A 16,292-nucleotide genomic window follows, 5' to 3' on the forward strand; every position below is an offset into this window, starting at 1 on the left:
CCTTAAAAAATGCCGGAATCGTTTATTTTTTTGGCCAAATGATTGGCGGCGAGCACCATCGACAGACCGACGACGCCCTTCAGCAGATCGGCAGCGGCCGCCAGACTGAAGTTGAACTGCTCGATGCCGACCCGGTAAATATAAGTGTCGAGAATGTCGCCCACTTCGAAAACCGTCGGATTGTACAGGTTGATGATCTGATCGAGTCCGGCGCTCATGATATAGCCGATCCGCAAAATGAAAATGACGACGATCGTCGAAGTAATGCCCGGCAGTGTAATTCGCCACATCCGCTGAAACCGGGTCGCGCCGTCCATTATGGCCGCTTCGTATACCTCGGGATTCAAGCCCGCGATAGCCGCAATAAAAATGATGGCCGCCCACCCCATCTCCTTCATCGCGTCCGTGAAGACGACGATTGCGCGGAACAAAGACGGCTCGGTGAGGAAATATATGCTCTTTCCTCCGAAAAATTCGATCAACTGATTCACAATGCCCGTTTCGGGCGAAAGCAGCAGCGTAATGATGCCGCCGTAGACGACCCACGATACGAATCTCGGCAAGTAGACAGCCGTCTGCAGCGTTCTCTTGTACCAGGGCTTGCGAATTTCGTTCAGTGCAAGCGCTAGCAGAATCGGACAAACGAATCCGCTGATCATTTTGTACGCGTTGATGATGATCGTATTTTTTAGCGCATTGCGGAACATCTCGGATTCGAATAGCTGCCGAAAATATTTGAGTCCCGCCCATTCGCTGCCCGAAATGCCTTTGATGAAGTTATAGTCCAGGAATGCGACGCTAATGCCGTAAATCGGCAAATAGTCGAACAAAACTACCCATATGAAGGCGGGCAGCAAGAGCAGGTACAGCATCTTGTATCTCCAGATGCGCCTCAGCAGCCTCCTTCGCGCCAATCGTCTCGGTGATTCAATCGGGGCTCGTGCGATTTCGATTTCCATGGAAGTCCTCTCGCCTTTCGTTTCGTCGTTCGGACGGAAGATCGCCGACTTGTAAGGGGTTTCAATTCGACCTCTCCATCTTAGCTCAATCGCCGGACTCCCAAAACCGGAAGGAAGGAGGATATTACCGGGGAAAAATCGCATTCTGGCGGAGAACGATCATTAGTGCGCTTTAGCGGAGCGGTTTGCAGGGGGACGGCGGCGTGTGTAACCCGCTCTCGTTGGGCTACTGGTTCTCGCACTCATTCGTTTGGTGTGTGTAACCCGCTTTCGTTGGGCTACTGGTTCTCGCATCACTCGTTTGGCGTGCGTAACCCGCTCTCGTTGGGCTACTGGTTCTCGCACTCCTCGTTTGGTGTGTGTAACCCGCTCTCGTTGGGCTACTGGTTCTTGCGCTCACTCGTTTGGTGTGTGTAACCCGCTCTCGTTGGGCTACTGGTTCTCGCACTCACTCCTTTGGCGTGCGTAGCCCGCTCTCGTTGGGCTGCTGGTTCTCGCATCACTCGTTTGGCGTGCGTAACCCGCTCTCGTTGGGCTACTAGTTCTCGCATCACTCGTTTGGCGTGTGAAACCCGCTCTTGTTGGGCTACTGGTTCTCGCGCTCACTCGTTTGGTGTGTGTAACCCGCTTTCGTTGGGCTACTGGTTCTCTCACTCCTCGTTTGGTGTGTGTAACCCGCTCTCGTTGGGCTGCTGGTTCTCGCATCACTCGTTTGGCGTGTGTAACCCGCTCTCGTTGGGCTACTAGTTCTCGCATCACTCGTTTGGCGTGCGTAACCCGCTCTCGTTGGGCTACTGGTTCTTGCGCTCACTCGTTTGGCGTGTGTAACCCGCTCTCGTTGGGCTACTGGTTCTTGCGCTCACTCGTTTGGTGTGTGTAACCCGCTCTCGTTGGGCTACTGGTTCTCGCATCACTCGTTTGGCGTGCGTAACCCGCTCTCGTTGGGCTACTGGTTCTCGCACTCATTCGTGTGGCGTGTGTAACCCGCACTCGTTGGGCTACTGGTGTCGCGCGGTGCTTCGCTGCATGACGGCGGTCGGTTAACAAAAAAAACGCGACGGGATTGGCTCCCGCCGCGTTGCCGCGTTTCGTAAACTATAGCAGTTCCTTCACCTTCGGCTCCAGCGCTGCCGGAGTTACCGGCGATTCGAACCGTTCGACCACGTTTCCGTTCCGATCGACGAGAAACTTCGTGAAATTCCACTTGATTCCGTCTCCTTCGTAATAGTCCGGAAGCTTTTCCTTCAAGTAATCTCCCATCCCCTTGGCGGCCGGATCCGCTTGATCGAAGCCCTGGAAAGGAGCCTGCTCCGTCAAGAAACGGAACAGCGGATGAGCCTGTTCCCCTCTCACGTCGGTTTTGTCGAACAGAGGAAACGAGACGCCGTAATTCACGCTGCAAAATTGCTCGACCTCTTCGTTGGTGCCTGGCTCTTGCTCTCCGAACTGATTGCTCGGAAAGCCAAGCACCTCGAAGCCTTGGTCTTTATATTGTTCGTAGAGCTTCTGCAGCCCTTCGTATTGCTTCGTGTAGCCGCATTTGCTGGCCGTGTTGACGATCAGCAATACTTTTCCGCGATAGGCGGACAGATCGGACTGCTCGCCGCGCAGCGTTTTCGTTGGAATTTCATAAATATTAGACATTGGAATTCTCCTCTTTATCGTATTGGTGCTGCAATTTGTGAAGCAAATCCGTCGTTTGCCGAAGCGCTGCCAACGCTTCGTCGGAGCTCAGCCCCGAGTTGCAGAACAGCTTCTCGGGGATAGCCGCTGCGCTCTCCTTGAGCGCGGCTCCGGCTTCCGTCAGCTCGATCAGCACGATCCGCTCGTCGTTTTTGTCGCGAACCCGCGTAACGAATCCCATTTGCTCCAGCTTTTTCAACAGAGGGGTTAACGTGCCGGAATCCAGGTACAGCCTCGTCCCCAGCTCTTTGACGGAAACCCGGTCTTTCTCCCATAAGGCGAGCATGGTGATATATTGCGTATACGTTAGATTGATTTCCTTCAGCAACGGATAATAAAGCTTGTTGATTTCTCTCGAGCAAGCGTAAATCGCAAAGCAAATTTGGTTGTCCAGTCTCATCACGCGATCGCGCTCTAACTCGTCCAACATCAAACCTCCTTCTCTTATCGCAGTATAGGCTCGTCCGCTTACCGAAACGAATTCAATTGGATGCAATTGAATTGCCAAAAGTATAGCAAACGATTTCCCCGGAGTCAAAGCTTGACAAACCATTTTAATTATATAAAATTAAATTGCATACAATTTATTAATGAAATCGGGAGGAACATTATATGTCCATCTACGACATTGAAGTGAAAACGATCCGGGGAGCGGCCAAATCGCTGGACGAATACAAGGGCAACGTCATGCTGATCGTCAACACCGCGAGCAAATGCGGGTTTGCACCCCAATACAAAGGCTTGCAGCGCCTTCATGAGCAATACAGCGAACAAGGGCTTGTCGTTCTCGGCTTTCCGAGCAATCAGTTCGCCAATCAGGAGCTGGAGGACGAATCGGCGATCGAGCAGCACTGCGAAATCAATCACGGAGTCACATTCCCTCTGCACGGTATCGTGGACGTCCGCGGTCAGGAGGCTCACCCGCTGTTCCGTCATTTGACGAAAGCGGCTCCCGGCTTTCTCGGATCAAAGGCGATAAAGTGGAACTTCACGAAATTTCTCGTCGACCGATCCGGGCGCGTCGTCCGCCGCTTCTCCCCGACGGTTACGCCGGAAAAAATCGAAGCGCATATTAGGAAGCTGCTCTGACCTTTAAGACAGTACCGGGACGGTTCGGCGGTTTTTGCGCGAAGCTATGCAGTCGAGCGCTTCTTGCCGGCACGATTCGGCTGCGTTGCGCAACGAGGGTGAACGCAAAAGAGGCTTGCCTCGCAAGTCGCAGACTTGTGAGACAGCCTCTTTGAATCGTTCAGGACGTTGTCGAGCCCGGATTCGATTCGGCCGCGTTCTTGGCGTTGCACTTGGCGCAAATGCCTTGGAAATCGAGGCGATGATCCAGTACGGAAAAATTGTATTCCCGCTCCAGCTTCTCTTCCAGCGGAGTCAGCCAATCTTCCATAATTTCCGACATCGATCCGCATTGGACGCAGATGAGATGATGATGGTGGTGCTTGTTGTTGTCGGTTCGCAGATCGTATCGGGCTACACCGTCTCCGAAGTTCATCTTCTCGACGACATGCATCTCGCTAAGCAGCTCCAGGGTGCGATAGACGGTAGCGAGACCGATTTCCGGGGCTTTGTCTTTGACGAGCATGAACACGTCTTCCGCGCTTAAGTGGTCTTCTTCGTTCTCGAGCAGCACTCGAACCGTCGCTTCCCTCTGCGGGGTCAATTTGTAGCCCTGGGCCTGCAGCTGCTGTTTTACTTTATCAATGCGGGCTTCCACTTTCTTCCCCTCCGGTCGTCGGTACACTTATGTTTCATTATAGGGGGAGCCTATTCGTTAAGTCAAACCCTACTGCTAGAATCTAGCATTAATTACATTCGAAGCCTGTCAAACGACGGATGGAACGAGCCGTTCGAGCAGCAGCGGCGATACGTACGCTTCATAGAGCGACGCGCAAACGAGCATCAGCAGCATGAGGAAAGCGACGGCCGTATGCGCAAGAAATGGAGGAAGCAGCTGTCCTTTGCGTCTGAACAATCGTTCCCGAACGACAAAATAAGCGAATCTGGCCGCGGATACGCTTGCGATCAAGAGCGCCGGGACGACGAGCGCATTTTGCGGAGCGACGGTTGCCAGCGAGAAGATCAGCCCTTTCCACGCCCACTGCCTGACGAGCATGCCGACGGCGAAGCCGATAAGCACCCCTTTGAGAAAATCGAGCGCCAGAACGGCAGGCAGGCCGATGACGGACAAGCCTAGCAACCAAATGAGCCCGAGCCACTTCCCGTAAAAGAAAAACGAGTCCCAAAACGCAGCCGCATTATTCAGATCGTTCGGATGGCGAACATCGTTCATATAAGCCAGCAGCCGATCCGCAAGCTCTTGCTGCTGCTCGAAGGTGAGCGCATTGACGAGCAACGCTCCGAATACGGCGCCGACCGCGAACAGCACTCCGACGAATACATACAAATTCAAATTGTCCCTCGTCGATAAATTCCATATCCGGATGTTCATGAATCGCCCTCCCCTCGTCTATGTGTATGTTGGACAAGGGGGGCTTATGATTGGGCGAGTCTGCCGTACTTGCCGCCGCTGCCGGGAATGAACGCCAGCTTTCCTTCGCGGGCTCGCCAGATGAGCTCGGCGATTTTCTCGCCTGCAGCCGCTTCGAGCGCATGGCGGGGAACGCGATGCAAGATGTCCATTTCCGTTCCGACTTCGTCGTGGAGCTTCTCTTTCAATACGGGGCCGATTCCGGGAAAAAAGTTCAACGGAACCTGTTCGCGATAGAGGGGACGGGCAGTCGACTCTGGTGCGGTGCCACGGTCGGCGAGACGATCGATGCGGTCGGCGACGTTCGTATGATATTTCCCCAACTGGGGATGAAGACCGTAATTCGCGACGATTCGCCGGCCATCTTCGTTCCGCAGCGCTCGCGACAGCTCTTCAAAGGACGGCTCGGCAACGGCGATCTCGTTGCATTCGCGTCCGATCATGCCGGTCGAATGAGCGTCGGAGTTCGTCAGGAACGGATAGCGGTCCGTTTCCGAAATACGACTGGCCATATCGGTGTTGGAGCTGAGTCCAAGCTCGATAGCGGCGATGCCCTCCGGGTCCAGCCTGTCGGCCAGGCGGTCGGCCGAGCATCCGAGCAGCCCCCGGTGCGGCGTGAACACATGCGCAGGCACGAGAAGCCCGCCTCGGGCCAGCAGCTCCTCCTGCAGCTCGCGGGCGGTGACGCGAATGCGCTGCGAGCTTAACGTGACGTTTTTCATGCGCGGCCTCATCCATTCCGTCCACTCCTGCATAGCAGCCAGGTTCGGCAAATAACCGAGCAGATGGAACGGTCCGCCGCCTTCCTCGCGAATTTCCATTTCCGCTCCCAGGACGATGACCGTATCGCGATAGCGGATGCCGCCTCCGGCAACCTCCTCCATTTCGCCCGTATCCAGACAACGAAGAATGTCCTCCTGTACGGGAGGAGAATGAGCGTCGATGATGCCGATGAGCGAAATTCCTTTGCGGTCGGACGCTTCCTCGGCGATCGACCGGAACGTCAAATCCCGGCTTCCGCTAATTTTGATCGGATGGCCGTCCCCGCTTCGCCCGATATGAACGTGCAAATCGGCGAACAGCGGCTGGAGGGAATCGTTCGCGTTCGTTTTGTCCACGATACTCAGAACTCTCCCGTCAACGTTTTCAACCGCCAAGCCTGCACGGCCATAATCGTCTTCGCATCGTAAATTCGGCCGATCCTCACATATTCCAGCGCCTGCTCCAAGCTTAACGCCTCGCAAGTGAGAAACTCTTCCTCGTCCAGATTAACCTCGCCTTTTTCCAAATCGTCTGTGAAATAGAGATGGATGATTTCTTCCGCGAACCCGGGGAAGTCGAGAATGTCTGCAAATGCGTCAATGAACGCGCTTTGTAGCCAGTCTCCTCCTCCAACTCGCGTATCGCCGCCTCGTAAGGGTCTTCATCCTTTTCCAGCTTGCCGGCCGGAATTTCGACCTGCGCACGCTCCAACGGCTTGCGATATTGCTCCACGACGAGAAGCCGTCCCTCCAGCAGAGCCACGACCGCTACCGCTCCGGGATGCCGCACGATTTCCCGAGTAGCCGTCCCGCCGTCCGGAAGACGCACCGTATCGACCTGCAGCGAAATGATGCGCCCTTCGAAAATCGGTTGAGACGACAGCGTTTCTTCGTAAAAAGGATGTTTCATCCTAAATCCTCCTGTCATAGTTCGGCCTTGAGGCTCATAGGTAAAAGGTAAAGGCTTGTCCGCCTGATTGCAAGCGCGTGATGAGGCACCGCTTATGTCATAGTCGTCGAGTTCCCGGCGGAGTTGTGATGATTGGCGGCACATTTCAGGCTCGCAGTCGAGTTCTCGGCGGAATTGTGATGATTAGCGACACTACGTCTCTGGAACCCAGAGAGAGTCAGGTAGTCATGTGCCGGATGAACTATTGCCAAGGAGGAATGAAAACATGCTCAAAAAATACGCCGCAAGCCATAAGCTGCAATGGGTAGGAAAAGCGTGGGAAATCCGCCATGCCATTCGTCAGGAAATGAACCGCAAAGGCGGGAATGCCCGATTGGCCGACCTTTTGGCTCCCAAGGATGACCGAGCCGTCAAAATCTAAGCTTTGATCTGTCTCTGTCTGTCTATACTTCTCCCCAATACAGCTCGGTCTCGTAATCCAGCGACACTTGTCCGTTCAGTTGATTCCGATCGAACAATTCTCTGAGCTCCGAAATCATGGGCTCATAAGCCGGTTGACCGGGCAAAGGACTGTAGGAAGAGGACAGCAAGCGTCCCTTCAACGACTCGAAGCTCAGCTTCTGCCCGTTCTTGAACCGGACGAGCTGCGGACCGCCATGGCTGAAAAAAGCGGACAGCGTCTGCTGCGTGATGTTTTTATGACCGACTTTTTCGTAATCGGCGCCGAACTTGTGAAGCAGCCGGTCGAAGTCGGCCAAGAACGGATTTCCGGTCGTCACCCTTGAATTCCAGATCAGCACCGCCTTCCCTCCCGGCTTCAAAATCCGGCGGAACTCGGCTTGCGCGGCAGTACGATCGAACCAGTGGAACGATTGGGCGCAGACGATAAAATCAACGGCTCCATCAGGCAATCCCGTCGCTTCCGCGCTCCCTGCCGAAGCTCGAAAGCGCGGGTGGCCTCCCAGCTCCTTCTCCGCCGCCCCCTCATTCCTTCGTTCGGCTCGACCGCGATCACCTCGCTGCCTCTCTCCAGCAACAATTTCGTGAATATTCCGGTTCCCGCCCCGATATCCGCCACGATGGAATTGGAGCCCAAGCCTGCGGCATCGTACATATAATCGATCGCCGCCCCCGGGTAACTCGGACGGTACTGCACATAGTGATCAACCCGGTCGGTAAAGCGTTCTTTACTATTCATCGCCGTATTCCTCCCGCTCCATGAACTCCAACCGGTTTCCGAACGGGTCGTTCACAAAAAAGCGGCATAGTCCCTCGTCAGCTCTCATTTCATCAACGATCACCGTAACGCCGCAACGCTGCAAATGTTCACGCAGCTCGCCGATTCCGCGCACAATAAAAGCGGGATGCGCTTTCGTAGCCGGCATGAAATCCATCTGTACGCCGATATGCACCTGATGGGCGCCGCAGCGGAACCATACGCCTCCTCTTGCCTTCAAGCTATCAGGCTTCGGAAGCTCCGTCCATCCCAGGATGCCCGAGAAAAACGTCCTTGCATCCTCTTCCCGTCCTTCCGGCGCAGCTAATTGCACATGATCGATTCCCGCAAAATGAAATGACACCGTACACTTCCCTTTCTCCACCGTCCCAATCCTTCTGTTATAGCTCTCATTTTTCCGCCATGTTGTTTCGTTTAATGAAACCACGTTTCATTTTATTGTAGCCATTCATCGTTAGAAAATCCACCTTCTTCTCTCCTGCCGTTTTTCCTAACAGAGCTCTAACCAAATATAGATTGACTCGATATATATCGTATCGATATAATCAGGCGGTAATACATAATTTTCCAAAGCGGGAGGTTATCCTTATTGGTCGGCGCCGATGTCATCTTGGGACTGCTGCACAAACGTCCGTTTTCCGGATATGAAATTAAAAATTATTTCGAGACGTTGTTTTTTTACTTTTACGGCACCAGCTTCGGAACGATCTATCCGACCTTGAACAAGCTGGAGCGCCAAGGGTGCATTTCCAAGCAAAGCGTGCCTCAGGACAACCGTCCAAACAAGAACTTATACAGCCTTACCGACAAGGGACGGGAGCAATTCCGCGATTATATGGACAGCCCGGTCGAAGCGGACGTCTTCCGTTCGGATTTCATGATGCGATTGTTTTTCGGCTCGCTTGCAGGTCCGGAAAAGATTTTGGGTTGGATGACGGAGCGGCTGGAGCAGACGACCCAGACTCTCAAAAAGATGGAGGAGGATTACAACCTCTGGTCCCCGAGCATGAGCCCGTCCCAGCAAATTTGCATGCAATGGGGAATCGAGTCGCAACGAACTAGCATCCATAGCTTGCGAGACGGCATAGACAGGCTGCAAACGACAACGTTCAGCCGTGAAGGAGTGGAATAGAAAGTGGAAAAGAAAGCGCAAAAAACAGGATTAATCCTGCTCTCGATGGCATTAGGTCTGCTGATGTCGTCGCTCGACAACACAATCGTGTCGGCAAGCGTTAACAAAGTGCTCTCCGACATTGGCGGCGTGGAGCAGGTGACGTGGATTTTTACGGCTTACATGCTCGCCGCTACGAGCACGATGCTGATCTATGGTAAGCTGTCAGACATGTTCGGGCGCAAAAGGTTTTATTTGATCGGAATCGGCGTGTTTCTGTTGGGCTCGGCCTTGTGCGGCACCGCGCAGTCGATCGACCAGCTCATTTTTTACCGGGTCGTGCAAGGGATTGGGTCGGGAGCGATTTTTCCGATCTCGTTTTCCATCATCTTCACTATGTTCGCCGATCCGAAAAGCGCGGCCAAAGTATCGGGCATGTTCGGCGCCGTGTTCGGACTGTCGTCGGTGGCCGGCCCTCAGCTCGGCACGTGGATTTCCGATACGCTCGGCTGGCGCTGGTGCTTCTACGTGAACTTGCCGATCGGAATCGCGTCGTTCCTCGTTCTGCTCGTCGCTCTGCAGGAATCCCGCGCGGATCGAAAGCCGAAGATCGACTACCTCGGCGCCGTTCTGATCATCGTATCTACCGTCTCTCTCATGCTGGCCCTCGAATGGGGCGGCAACGGCAAATACGAATGGAGCTCGTGGCAGCTGATCGGACTGTTCGCTTTGGCTGCGGCTAGCGCCGTCCTCTTCGTTTTCGTCGAAAAACGAGCCGCGGAGCCGATGCTGCCGCTTACGATTTTCCGGAGCCGCATGGTGTCGGGGACGAGCTTCGTCGTGTTCTGCCAAGGAGCGATCATGTTCTCGGCCATCACTTACTTGCCTCTGCTCGCAACGTATGTGTTCGGAAAAGAAAACTCGAACGGCCTGCTTACTCCGATGATGGCGTCTCTTATTACCGGTGCGATTTTGTCGGGCTTTCTGCAATCGTTTTTCAAATTTCGCACTCTCATGTTCGCCAGCATGTCGCTCGGCATTGTCGCCGCGTTGCTGCTCATGAAAGTAAGCTACAGCAATCCGTATTGGGAAATCGTCTGCATTATGGTCTTGCTCGGACTCGGCGTTGTCGGGCCATTGATGAGCGTCTCGCAAAACTCGGTAGCCAGCAGCGTCGATCCTCGCTATATCGGCGTGTCCTCCTCCATCGTCGGTTTTTGGCGCAGCATCGGAGGCGTCGTTGGAGCGTCGATCATGGCCGTTATCGTCAACGGTTACATGAGAGAGTCGGTCAAGACGGCAGCGACGGAATTCCAACTTTCCGCGAACCCGAATCCGGCTCAAGATCCGCTCAACTACGAATCGGTGTTCCGTTTCAAAGACCATTTCGATCCGCAGCTTGTCACGTTCTACGGCCACGAGATGGGACACGCTATCAACAAAGGCTTTATTCTCGCCCTATGCGTCATGATCGCGGGAGCGATCGTCGCCCTGACCGTAGGTCCGATGAAATTGCAAAAAAAATCCGAAGGGGACGTCCCCTCGCCGGAAGCCGCGTCGCCATCCCATATGGTGTAACTGTAACGAGCGCTAGCGCCTACTGATCTGCTGCAGCACCCTAAGCCTGTCTGAAAGGGCTCGACTAGCTCATAGCTCGACAACCGCTCCGCTCTCATATGAGGATGCTGGAAAGCAGCTGCGAGCTCGGGGACACTTTTGGATGCTGGAAAGCAGCTCCGAGCTCGGGGACACTTTTGGATGCTCGATGGTACTTCGGACGGTCGCGGCTGCTCGATAGATCAGCATGAAAATTTACGTGTAAAACATGCATTTAATATCAGACCACTCGCTTGGAATGAGCCAAATACATGTATTACCGGCTAGGCCCCTTAATTCTGGAGTCAGCCCCACATAAAAAGGCGCACGCGTAGCCTAGTTCTGTTTATCATGCTTTTACACAGCTCTGTAAAATGGTGTGCGGTCTTCAAGCTGCATAACCCACTTCGAAAATTCTTCTGGTGGCATACGTTTTAAGCTTCCATGCATCCGCCGGTTGTTGTAGAAGTCCATGTACGTATCAAGTGCAGCGTACGCCTCTTCAAAGGTCATGAAGACTGCTTTGGAGAACAGGTTGTCTTCGAGCACGCTGTGAAAAGACTCGATATAGGCGTTCATGTTTGGTGTACGAGGTGGGATTCTCTCGTGCGTAATATCGAAGGCTTCGCATGTATCTCCAAATAGCGTACTGACGAATTGAGGCCCGTTGTCGGTGCGCACAATAGGGAATGGTCCTGTTTCGCCGACACGCTGGCGTAAGGCTGTCACTAGCGTCTGAACCACATGCTTCGCTTCACACACATGTCCTCTGTACTGGCCGACAGCTACCCGATCGAACACGTCAATAATGGTGGCTACGAAAAAGAATCGTTCCCGCCCAGCCACATAGCCATACTTAATATCCGCCTGCCACAGCTGGTTCGGGCCTGTGATCAGGTGGTTCCTTGCAAGTCTTCTTGGGTGCTTTACTTTCCGTTTTCGTTGCTCCTGCAAGATACCGATCTCTTGACAAAGCCGATGCGCTTTCTTCTTATTCAAGATCAGATCGCATTCGTTTCGTAAGCACTGTGCCAGCAACTTGTAGCCGTACACGTGCTCTTCGCCCTCTACGAGTTCAAGCAGCCATTCCCGAATCTGCTCATCGCTTACCCGTTCTCCCGTCGTCGTGAGGGAGAAACCGGGGAATGGGCGACCTCTGCCACGATCGGTGGACCGGTTGCCCGCATCTGTGTTTGGTGTATGGCTTCGTTTTTTACGCGCGTAGTAGGACGATTCTGCTACATCCAGAATGCGTAGGACCAGTGCTGTCTTTTCGCCCCGCTTAATAAACTGGTCGGCTACTTCGAATTTTTCAGATAAGCGGGGTTCTTCTTTTTTAGAAGCTCGTGGAGAATTTCATTTTCGAGTTCTTTTTCGCCAAGCTTCTTTAAGGCCAGGTTGTATTTCTCTTCGATTTCTTGGAGCCGTTTCAGCTCCTGGATTTGCTCGTCTGTGGAAGGGAGCTGGTCAGGCCCTACCTTATCGCCGTACTCTCTTACCCAGTTACGTATCGTTTCTGGATGGATTTCATATTTGCGACCTAATACCGCAATCTTTACACCGGATAGCGCTTCTCTGACAATCTGCATTCGTTTTTCCTCAAGCACTTTTCCTAATCGCATACTGTCCGCCTCCCCATATAAATAGTCTAATTCAATTGGGGGACAGGACTCCAGTTTAATTAGGGGGCCGTGGAGTTACGTACCGTTAATTGAGCCTCGATCAGCTCGATCCATACAAAACCGTCGAATTAACTGTAAGGTATGCAGGTAACATTAATCACACTTATTCAAGCGGCACATTACATGTACAAATTACAACTAAATCTCAACAACAAACCGCCAAAAGCCGCCGATCCCGACACATTTTTGAAAATTCATCCTCCCAAGCAGCCTCGATGACCCGACCTTCTCACTGAGGGAAAGGGATAATGGGACGTCCGCCGAAAAAGAAGAGCTGCCAGCCCCAGGGCCGACAGCTCTTCTTCTTTCTCCACACAAGCCAAGCGTTCAAATAGCGCTAGCCCCGCTTCACCGTCTCTGACACAATCGCCACCACGAGCTCGGTTACTTTGACGATGTCGTCGGCTTTGATCCGCTCGCTCGTCGTATGAATATCCTCGTAGCCGACGGCGAGGTTGACGGTCGGAATGCCGTTGCCGTTGAACATGTTCGCATCGCTGCCTCCGCCGGATTCGAACAGCTTCGGCGTGCAGCCGATAGCGGTAATGGCCGCTTTAGCGATTTCGACAACTTCGTCTCCGTCTCCGTATTGATAAGCCGGATAGATGACCTCGTTTACGAATTCGACCGTCGCCCCGTGCTCGCTTGCCGCACCCTCCACCGCTTCCCGCATCGCTTCCACTTGCTTGTCCATTTTTTCCTGCACCCGGCTGCGGGCTTCGGCGAAAATTTTAATTTGGTCGGTGACGATGTTGACTTCTCCGCCGCCTTCGAAGCGCCCGATGTTTGCCGTCGTCTCGTGATCGATCCGGCCGAGCTTCATGCGAGATACCGCTTTGGACGCAACTTGAATGGCGCTGATTCCGTCCTCCGGGTTAACGCCCGCGTGAGCGGCCTTGCCTTTGATCGTAATGTACATTCTGGCGTTCGTCGGAGCCGCGACCGCAATGTCGCCGATGCTGCCGTTCGAATCCAAAGCGTAGCCCAGCTTAGCCTTCAGGCGCGAGCCGTCCATGAATCTGGAACCGAGAAGTCCCGACTCTTCTCCAACCGTAATGACGAATTGGATCGGCCCGTGCGGGATGTTCCGCTCCTCAATAACACGAAGCGATTCGAACATAGCGGCCAGACCGGCTTTATCGTCCGCTCCGAGTATCGTCGTGCCGTCGCTGCGGATGTAGCCGTCCTCATGCAGAGTCGGCTTAATGCCATTACCCGGCGATACGGTGTCCATGTGGGAAGTGAACAGAATCGGAGTAACGCTCTCAAGGCCTGCGGAAGCCGGGAGCCATGCGAACAAGTTGCCCGCTCCATGCCCGATCTTGGGACCGACGTCGTCTTCGGTCACTTCGAGACCGCAGCTCTCGAATTTTTCGCGCAGCACCTTGCTAATGACTTGCTCATGCTTCGTTACGCTGTCGATTTGCACCAATTCCATAAATTCGGCGATTAGCCGTTCCTTTTGTACCATGCTCTTTCCTCCCGAGGGCGCTTTCGCTACAATAGACGATATAAACAAGCTTATTGGCGAAAGGAAGTTCACTCATGAATAATCGTTGGTTCAAAATTGTCGTCTACGTCATGCTGTTCGCTCTGCTTACGTCGACCATTCTTATGAGCGTAGGCTGGCTGTTCGAATAGCTTCATCCGACTCATAGCCGAATACCCGGCCGAAATGCGGGATGATCCGCCGTCCGATCTGCTCCACGTCCAGTTCAAGACCGGTCAAATCCTCTAAAGAAATGACGTCATACTCTTGAATTCCGCACGGGATGATGCCCTTGAAGCCGTCTTCCTTCACGCATCGCTTGACGTTCAAAGCGAAGCCGTGACTGGTGACGAAGCCTCTTCTCGTGCGGGCTTTGTTAAACTTGACTCCGATGGCGGCGATCTTTGCATCTCCTACCCAGACCCCGGTATATTCCGGCTTTCGTCCGCCGGATATTCCGAATTCCGCCAACAATCCGATAATAGCTTCTTCCAAATCCCTTAAGTATTTGTGCAGATCGAGACCGACCGCATCTAAGTATAGGAGCGGATACCCGACCAGCTGCCCGGGACCGTGATACGTAATATCTCCGCCTCGGTCGATTTCGAACAATGCGATTCCCCGTTTGTTCAATTCCTCCGGACTTAGCAGCAAATGCTCGGGATGACGATCCGATCCGATCGTGTAGGTCGGGGAATGCTCCAACAGAAGAAGCGAATCATCGCGTTCCTCCCGATCGATTTCTCGAACGAGCTTTTTTTGCAGGTCCCACGCTTCTCCGTAATCCATTCGGGACAGATAGGAGATATTCAGCGGCTTGCTCAACATCTCTCGCCTCCCTTGATCCAATTGATCGTACTTTTTCATTGTAGCGCACCGGCTACTGCCCCGCAAACGGTCATCGCCATTCATACGTCTGCAAAAAAGGGCGCCTGCTCCCTCGAATTTCGAGAAATAAGGCGCCTTCGCTATTTTTAGTACAGTTTCGTATCCGCGTCGTAGCTTTCGAGATTTTCCTTGATCCGTTGATGGAATTTGCCGCAAATGACGCCGTCCAAAATTCGATGGTCGAACGACAGGCAAAGGTTGACCATGGAACGAATCCCGATCATGTCGCCAATGACGACCGGACGTTTGACGATTGATTCGAACGTCAGAATCGCCGCTTGCGGGTAATTAATGATCGGGTAAGAGAGTACGGAGCCGAACGTTCCCGTGTTGTTGACGGTGAACGTCCCTCCTTGCAGGTCGCCGAGCTTAAGCTTCCCTTCCCGAGTCCTGCGAGCAAGGTCGTTGATCTCGTGCGCGAGACCGACGATGTTTTTCTGATCCGCGTGCCGAATGACCGGCGTCAGCACCGAGCCTTCCGTCCCGACCGCGAGCGAAAGATTGATATCACGCTTCACGATAATTTTATCGACGGCCCATACCGAGTTCATGATTGGGAATTCCTTAAGCGCGCCGACGACCGCCTTCAGCAAGAAAGGCATGTAAGTCAAATTGATGCCTTCTTCTCGTTTGAATTCGTCCTTCAGCTTCGTCCGAAGCTGTACGAGATTCGTCAAATCCACCTCAACCATCGTCCAGGCGTGCGGAATTTCATTGACGCTTTGCCTCATGTTCTTCGCAATCGTGTTGCGGATCGGCGTTACGTCGATGTAATACTCACGATCCGGCGAATTCGTTCCTTCGACCTCGATGGAAGGAAGGGGGGGCGGCGACGCGACAACGGCTGCCGAGGCAGCCGGCTGTGCAGGAGCAGCGGGGGCGGCGACGGGAAGCCCGTTCGCTGCCGCGTCCAGCACATCCTTCCGTGTAATGCGGCCGCCCATGCCGGAGCCCGGCAGTCGCGCCAAGTCGATGCCGTGCTCGGACGCCAAGCGTTGCACGGCAGGCGAGAAACGGCCTCTCATCGGAGCGTTCGGATCGAATGCGGGGGGCGGCGAAGCGGCAGTCCCCGGACGGACTGAAGCCGCGGCGGTTGAAGCGGCTGCTGTTGCGCTTAGCGCACCGGATGAGGCTGCGCCCGGCACGCTGGCGGCTGCTTCATTCGAAGCTCCGGCCCCTGCCGACGCGTCGGCGGAAGCTTCCGTCTCGACCAGAGCTATCGGCTTGCCGACTTCAATCGTCTCTCCGTTGCCCGCCAAAATTTTCACCAGAGTTCCTCTCACCGTAGAGGGCAGCTCCGCATTCACTTTATCGGTAATCAGCTCGCAGATCGGCTCGTACATGTCGACGGAATCGCCCGGCTGCTTGAGCCATTTGTCGATTGTTGCGGACACGAGCGACTCGGCTAGCTGAGGCATAATAATTTCTTGGATTACTTTCGCCATCTCCAGGTAATCTCCTTTCCCTCTCGATCCC

Annotated in this window: 18 protein-coding genes and 2 pseudogenes; 5 read left to right on the plus strand and 15 right to left on the minus strand. The window is 53.9% G+C overall.

The annotated features are described in order from the left end of the window. Nucleotides 1-2 precede the first annotated feature (2 nt). From D3H35_RS05540 to D3H35_RS05550, 3 genes are all read right to left on the minus strand, one after another. The gene (locus D3H35_RS05540) at nucleotides 3-959 is read right to left on the minus strand and encodes an ABC transporter permease (RefSeq protein ID WP_119148141.1); all 957 of its coding nucleotides are present in this window, start codon (nucleotides 957-959) and stop codon (nucleotides 3-5) included. A gap of 1,095 nt (nucleotides 960-2,054) precedes the next feature. After that, the gene (locus D3H35_RS05545) at nucleotides 2,055-2,603 is read right to left on the minus strand and encodes a glutathione peroxidase (protein ID WP_119148142.1); all 549 of its coding nucleotides are present in this window, start codon (nucleotides 2,601-2,603) and stop codon (nucleotides 2,055-2,057) included. Beyond that, a complete protein-coding gene (locus D3H35_RS05550) occupies nucleotides 2,596-3,072 on the minus strand; it encodes a MarR family winged helix-turn-helix transcriptional regulator (RefSeq protein ID WP_199728471.1) in 477 nt (158 codons plus the stop codon). Before D3H35_RS05550 ends, D3H35_RS05545 begins: the two co-directional genes overlap by 8 nt. A gap of 182 nt (nucleotides 3,073-3,254) precedes the next feature. Here D3H35_RS05550 and D3H35_RS05555 point away from each other — a divergent pair, with 182 nt between their 5' ends. Next, complete coding sequence (locus tag D3H35_RS05555) at nucleotides 3,255-3,731, plus strand: glutathione peroxidase (RefSeq protein ID WP_119148143.1); 477 nt, start codon at nucleotides 3,255-3,257, stop codon at nucleotides 3,729-3,731. Between the two features lie 160 nt (nucleotides 3,732-3,891). Here the strand turns inward: D3H35_RS05555 and fur are convergent, their stop codons facing one another. The 4 genes and pseudogenes from fur to D3H35_RS05575 form a co-directional block, all read right to left on the minus strand. Then, nucleotides 3,892-4,368, minus strand: a complete 477-nt coding sequence (gene fur / locus D3H35_RS05560; protein ID WP_119148144.1) for a ferric iron uptake transcriptional regulator — start codon at nucleotides 4,366-4,368, stop codon at nucleotides 3,892-3,894. A gap of 108 nt (nucleotides 4,369-4,476) precedes the next feature. Continuing rightward, on the minus strand, nucleotides 4,477-5,103 hold the full coding sequence (gene spoIIM, locus D3H35_RS05565) for a stage II sporulation protein M (RefSeq protein WP_119148145.1): 627 nt from the start codon (nucleotides 5,101-5,103) through the stop codon (nucleotides 4,477-4,479). A gap of 44 nt (nucleotides 5,104-5,147) precedes the next feature. Next, a complete protein-coding gene (locus D3H35_RS05570) occupies nucleotides 5,148-6,269 on the minus strand; it encodes an endonuclease Q family protein (RefSeq protein WP_119148169.1) in 1,122 nt (373 codons plus the stop codon). After that, nucleotides 6,266-6,831, minus strand: a pseudogene (locus D3H35_RS05575) (NUDIX domain-containing protein). Before D3H35_RS05575 ends, D3H35_RS05570 begins: the two are co-directional and overlap by 4 nt. A gap of 247 nt (nucleotides 6,832-7,078) precedes the next feature. Here D3H35_RS05575 and D3H35_RS05580 point away from each other — a divergent pair. Further along, nucleotides 7,079-7,234: a Z-ring formation inhibitor MciZ gene (locus tag D3H35_RS05580; protein ID WP_119148146.1), complete on the plus strand. Its 156-nt coding sequence runs from the start codon at nucleotides 7,079-7,081 to the stop codon at nucleotides 7,232-7,234. Nucleotides 7,235-7,256: 22 nt separating this feature from the next. Here D3H35_RS05580 and D3H35_RS34005 read toward each other — a convergent pair whose 3' ends face one another. From D3H35_RS34005 to D3H35_RS05590, 3 genes and pseudogenes are all read right to left on the minus strand, one after another. Further along, nucleotides 7,257-7,613, minus strand: coding sequence for a hypothetical protein (locus D3H35_RS34005; RefSeq protein ID WP_411675129.1), 357 nt, complete (start codon nucleotides 7,611-7,613; stop codon nucleotides 7,257-7,259). A 57-nt stretch (nucleotides 7,614-7,670) separates the two neighbouring features. Next, nucleotides 7,671-8,011: pseudogene (locus D3H35_RS34010) on the minus strand (class I SAM-dependent methyltransferase); the annotation flags it as partial. After that, nucleotides 8,004-8,393, minus strand: a complete 390-nt coding sequence (locus D3H35_RS05590) for a VOC family protein (RefSeq protein ID WP_119148170.1) — start codon at nucleotides 8,391-8,393, stop codon at nucleotides 8,004-8,006. The gene D3H35_RS05590 and the pseudogene D3H35_RS34010, both read right to left, overlap by 8 nt. Before the next feature lie 246 nt (nucleotides 8,394-8,639). Here D3H35_RS05590 and D3H35_RS05595 point away from each other — a divergent pair, with 246 nt between their 5' ends. Next, complete coding sequence (locus D3H35_RS05595; RefSeq protein ID WP_119148147.1) at nucleotides 8,640-9,182, plus strand: PadR family transcriptional regulator; 543 nt, start codon at nucleotides 8,640-8,642, stop codon at nucleotides 9,180-9,182. A gap of 3 nt (nucleotides 9,183-9,185) precedes the next feature. Beyond that, nucleotides 9,186-10,739, plus strand: a complete 1,554-nt coding sequence (locus D3H35_RS05600) for an MDR family MFS transporter (protein ID WP_233567779.1) — start codon at nucleotides 9,186-9,188, stop codon at nucleotides 10,737-10,739. 375 nt (nucleotides 10,740-11,114) lie between these two features. Here the strand turns inward: D3H35_RS05600 and D3H35_RS05605 are convergent, their stop codons facing one another. From D3H35_RS05605 to D3H35_RS05615, 3 genes are all read right to left on the minus strand, one after another. After that, nucleotides 11,115-12,044: an IS3 family transposase gene (locus D3H35_RS05605; RefSeq protein ID WP_119148148.1), complete on the minus strand. Its 930-nt coding sequence runs from the start codon at nucleotides 12,042-12,044 to the stop codon at nucleotides 11,115-11,117. Nucleotides 12,045-12,055: 11 nt separating this feature from the next. After that, nucleotides 12,056-12,379 carry a transposase gene (locus D3H35_RS05610; RefSeq protein ID WP_119148149.1) on the minus strand — a complete coding sequence of 108 codons (324 nt, stop codon included), beginning with the start codon at nucleotides 12,377-12,379 and terminating at the stop codon, nucleotides 12,056-12,058. Nucleotides 12,380-12,776: 397 nt separating this feature from the next. Beyond that, nucleotides 12,777-13,910, minus strand: a complete 1,134-nt coding sequence (locus D3H35_RS05615) for a M20/M25/M40 family metallo-hydrolase (RefSeq protein WP_119148150.1) — start codon at nucleotides 13,908-13,910, stop codon at nucleotides 12,777-12,779. A 74-nt stretch (nucleotides 13,911-13,984) separates the two neighbouring features. On the opposite strand from D3H35_RS05615, the gene prli42 reads away from it, so the two are divergent. Then, on the plus strand, nucleotides 13,985-14,080 hold the full coding sequence (gene prli42 / locus D3H35_RS05620; RefSeq protein ID WP_119148151.1) for a stressosome-associated protein Prli42: 96 nt from the start codon (nucleotides 13,985-13,987) through the stop codon (nucleotides 14,078-14,080). Here prli42 and lipB read toward each other — a convergent pair. Then, complete coding sequence (lipB, locus tag D3H35_RS05625; protein ID WP_119148152.1) at nucleotides 14,052-14,756, minus strand: lipoyl(octanoyl) transferase LipB; 705 nt, start codon at nucleotides 14,754-14,756, stop codon at nucleotides 14,052-14,054. The genes prli42 and lipB overlap by 29 nt on opposite strands. A 146-nt stretch (nucleotides 14,757-14,902) precedes the next feature. Next, the gene (locus D3H35_RS05630) at nucleotides 14,903-16,261 is read right to left on the minus strand and encodes a dihydrolipoamide acetyltransferase family protein (RefSeq protein WP_119148153.1); all 1,359 of its coding nucleotides are present in this window, start codon (nucleotides 16,259-16,261) and stop codon (nucleotides 14,903-14,905) included. Between the last annotated feature and the right edge of the window lie 31 nt (nucleotides 16,262-16,292).

The organism is Cohnella faecalis (assembly GCF_003570905.1).
Taxonomy (GTDB): Bacteria; Bacillota; Bacilli; order Paenibacillales; family Paenibacillaceae; genus Cohnella; species Cohnella faecalis.

What these genes read in the sequence shown, in the direction of transcription:
- D3H35_RS05555 (WP_119148143.1), top strand. Translation starts at nt 3,255, where the DNA reads ATGTCCATCTACGACATTGAAGTGAAAACGATCCGGGGAGCGGCCAAA.
- prli42 (WP_119148151.1), top strand. Translation starts at nt 13,985, where the DNA reads ATGAATAATCGTTGGTTCAAAATTGTCGTCTACGTCATGCTGTTCGCT.
- lipB (WP_119148152.1), bottom strand. Translation starts at nt 14,756, where the DNA reads ATGTTGAGCAAGCCGCTGAATATCTCCTATCTGTCCCGAATGGATTAC.
- D3H35_RS05580 (WP_119148146.1), top strand. Translation starts at nt 7,079, where the DNA reads ATGCTCAAAAAATACGCCGCAAGCCATAAGCTGCAATGGGTAGGAAAA.
- D3H35_RS05545 (WP_119148142.1), bottom strand. Translation starts at nt 2,603, where the DNA reads ATGTCTAATATTTATGAAATTCCAACGAAAACGCTGCGCGGCGAGCAG.
- D3H35_RS05540 (WP_119148141.1), bottom strand. Translation starts at nt 959, where the DNA reads ATGGAAATCGAAATCGCACGAGCCCCGATTGAATCACCGAGACGATTG.
- spoIIM (WP_119148145.1), bottom strand. Translation starts at nt 5,103, where the DNA reads ATGAACATCCGGATATGGAATTTATCGACGAGGGACAATTTGAATTTG.
- D3H35_RS05615 (WP_119148150.1), bottom strand. Translation starts at nt 13,910, where the DNA reads ATGGTACAAAAGGAACGGCTAATCGCCGAATTTATGGAATTGGTGCAA.
- D3H35_RS05610 (WP_119148149.1), bottom strand. Translation starts at nt 12,379, where the DNA reads ATGCGATTAGGAAAAGTGCTTGAGGAAAAACGAATGCAGATTGTCAGA.
- D3H35_RS05630 (WP_119148153.1), bottom strand. Translation starts at nt 16,261, where the DNA reads ATGGCGAAAGTAATCCAAGAAATTATTATGCCTCAGCTAGCCGAGTCG.
- D3H35_RS05550 (WP_199728471.1), bottom strand. Translation starts at nt 3,072, where the DNA reads ATGTTGGACGAGTTAGAGCGCGATCGCGTGATGAGACTGGACAACCAA.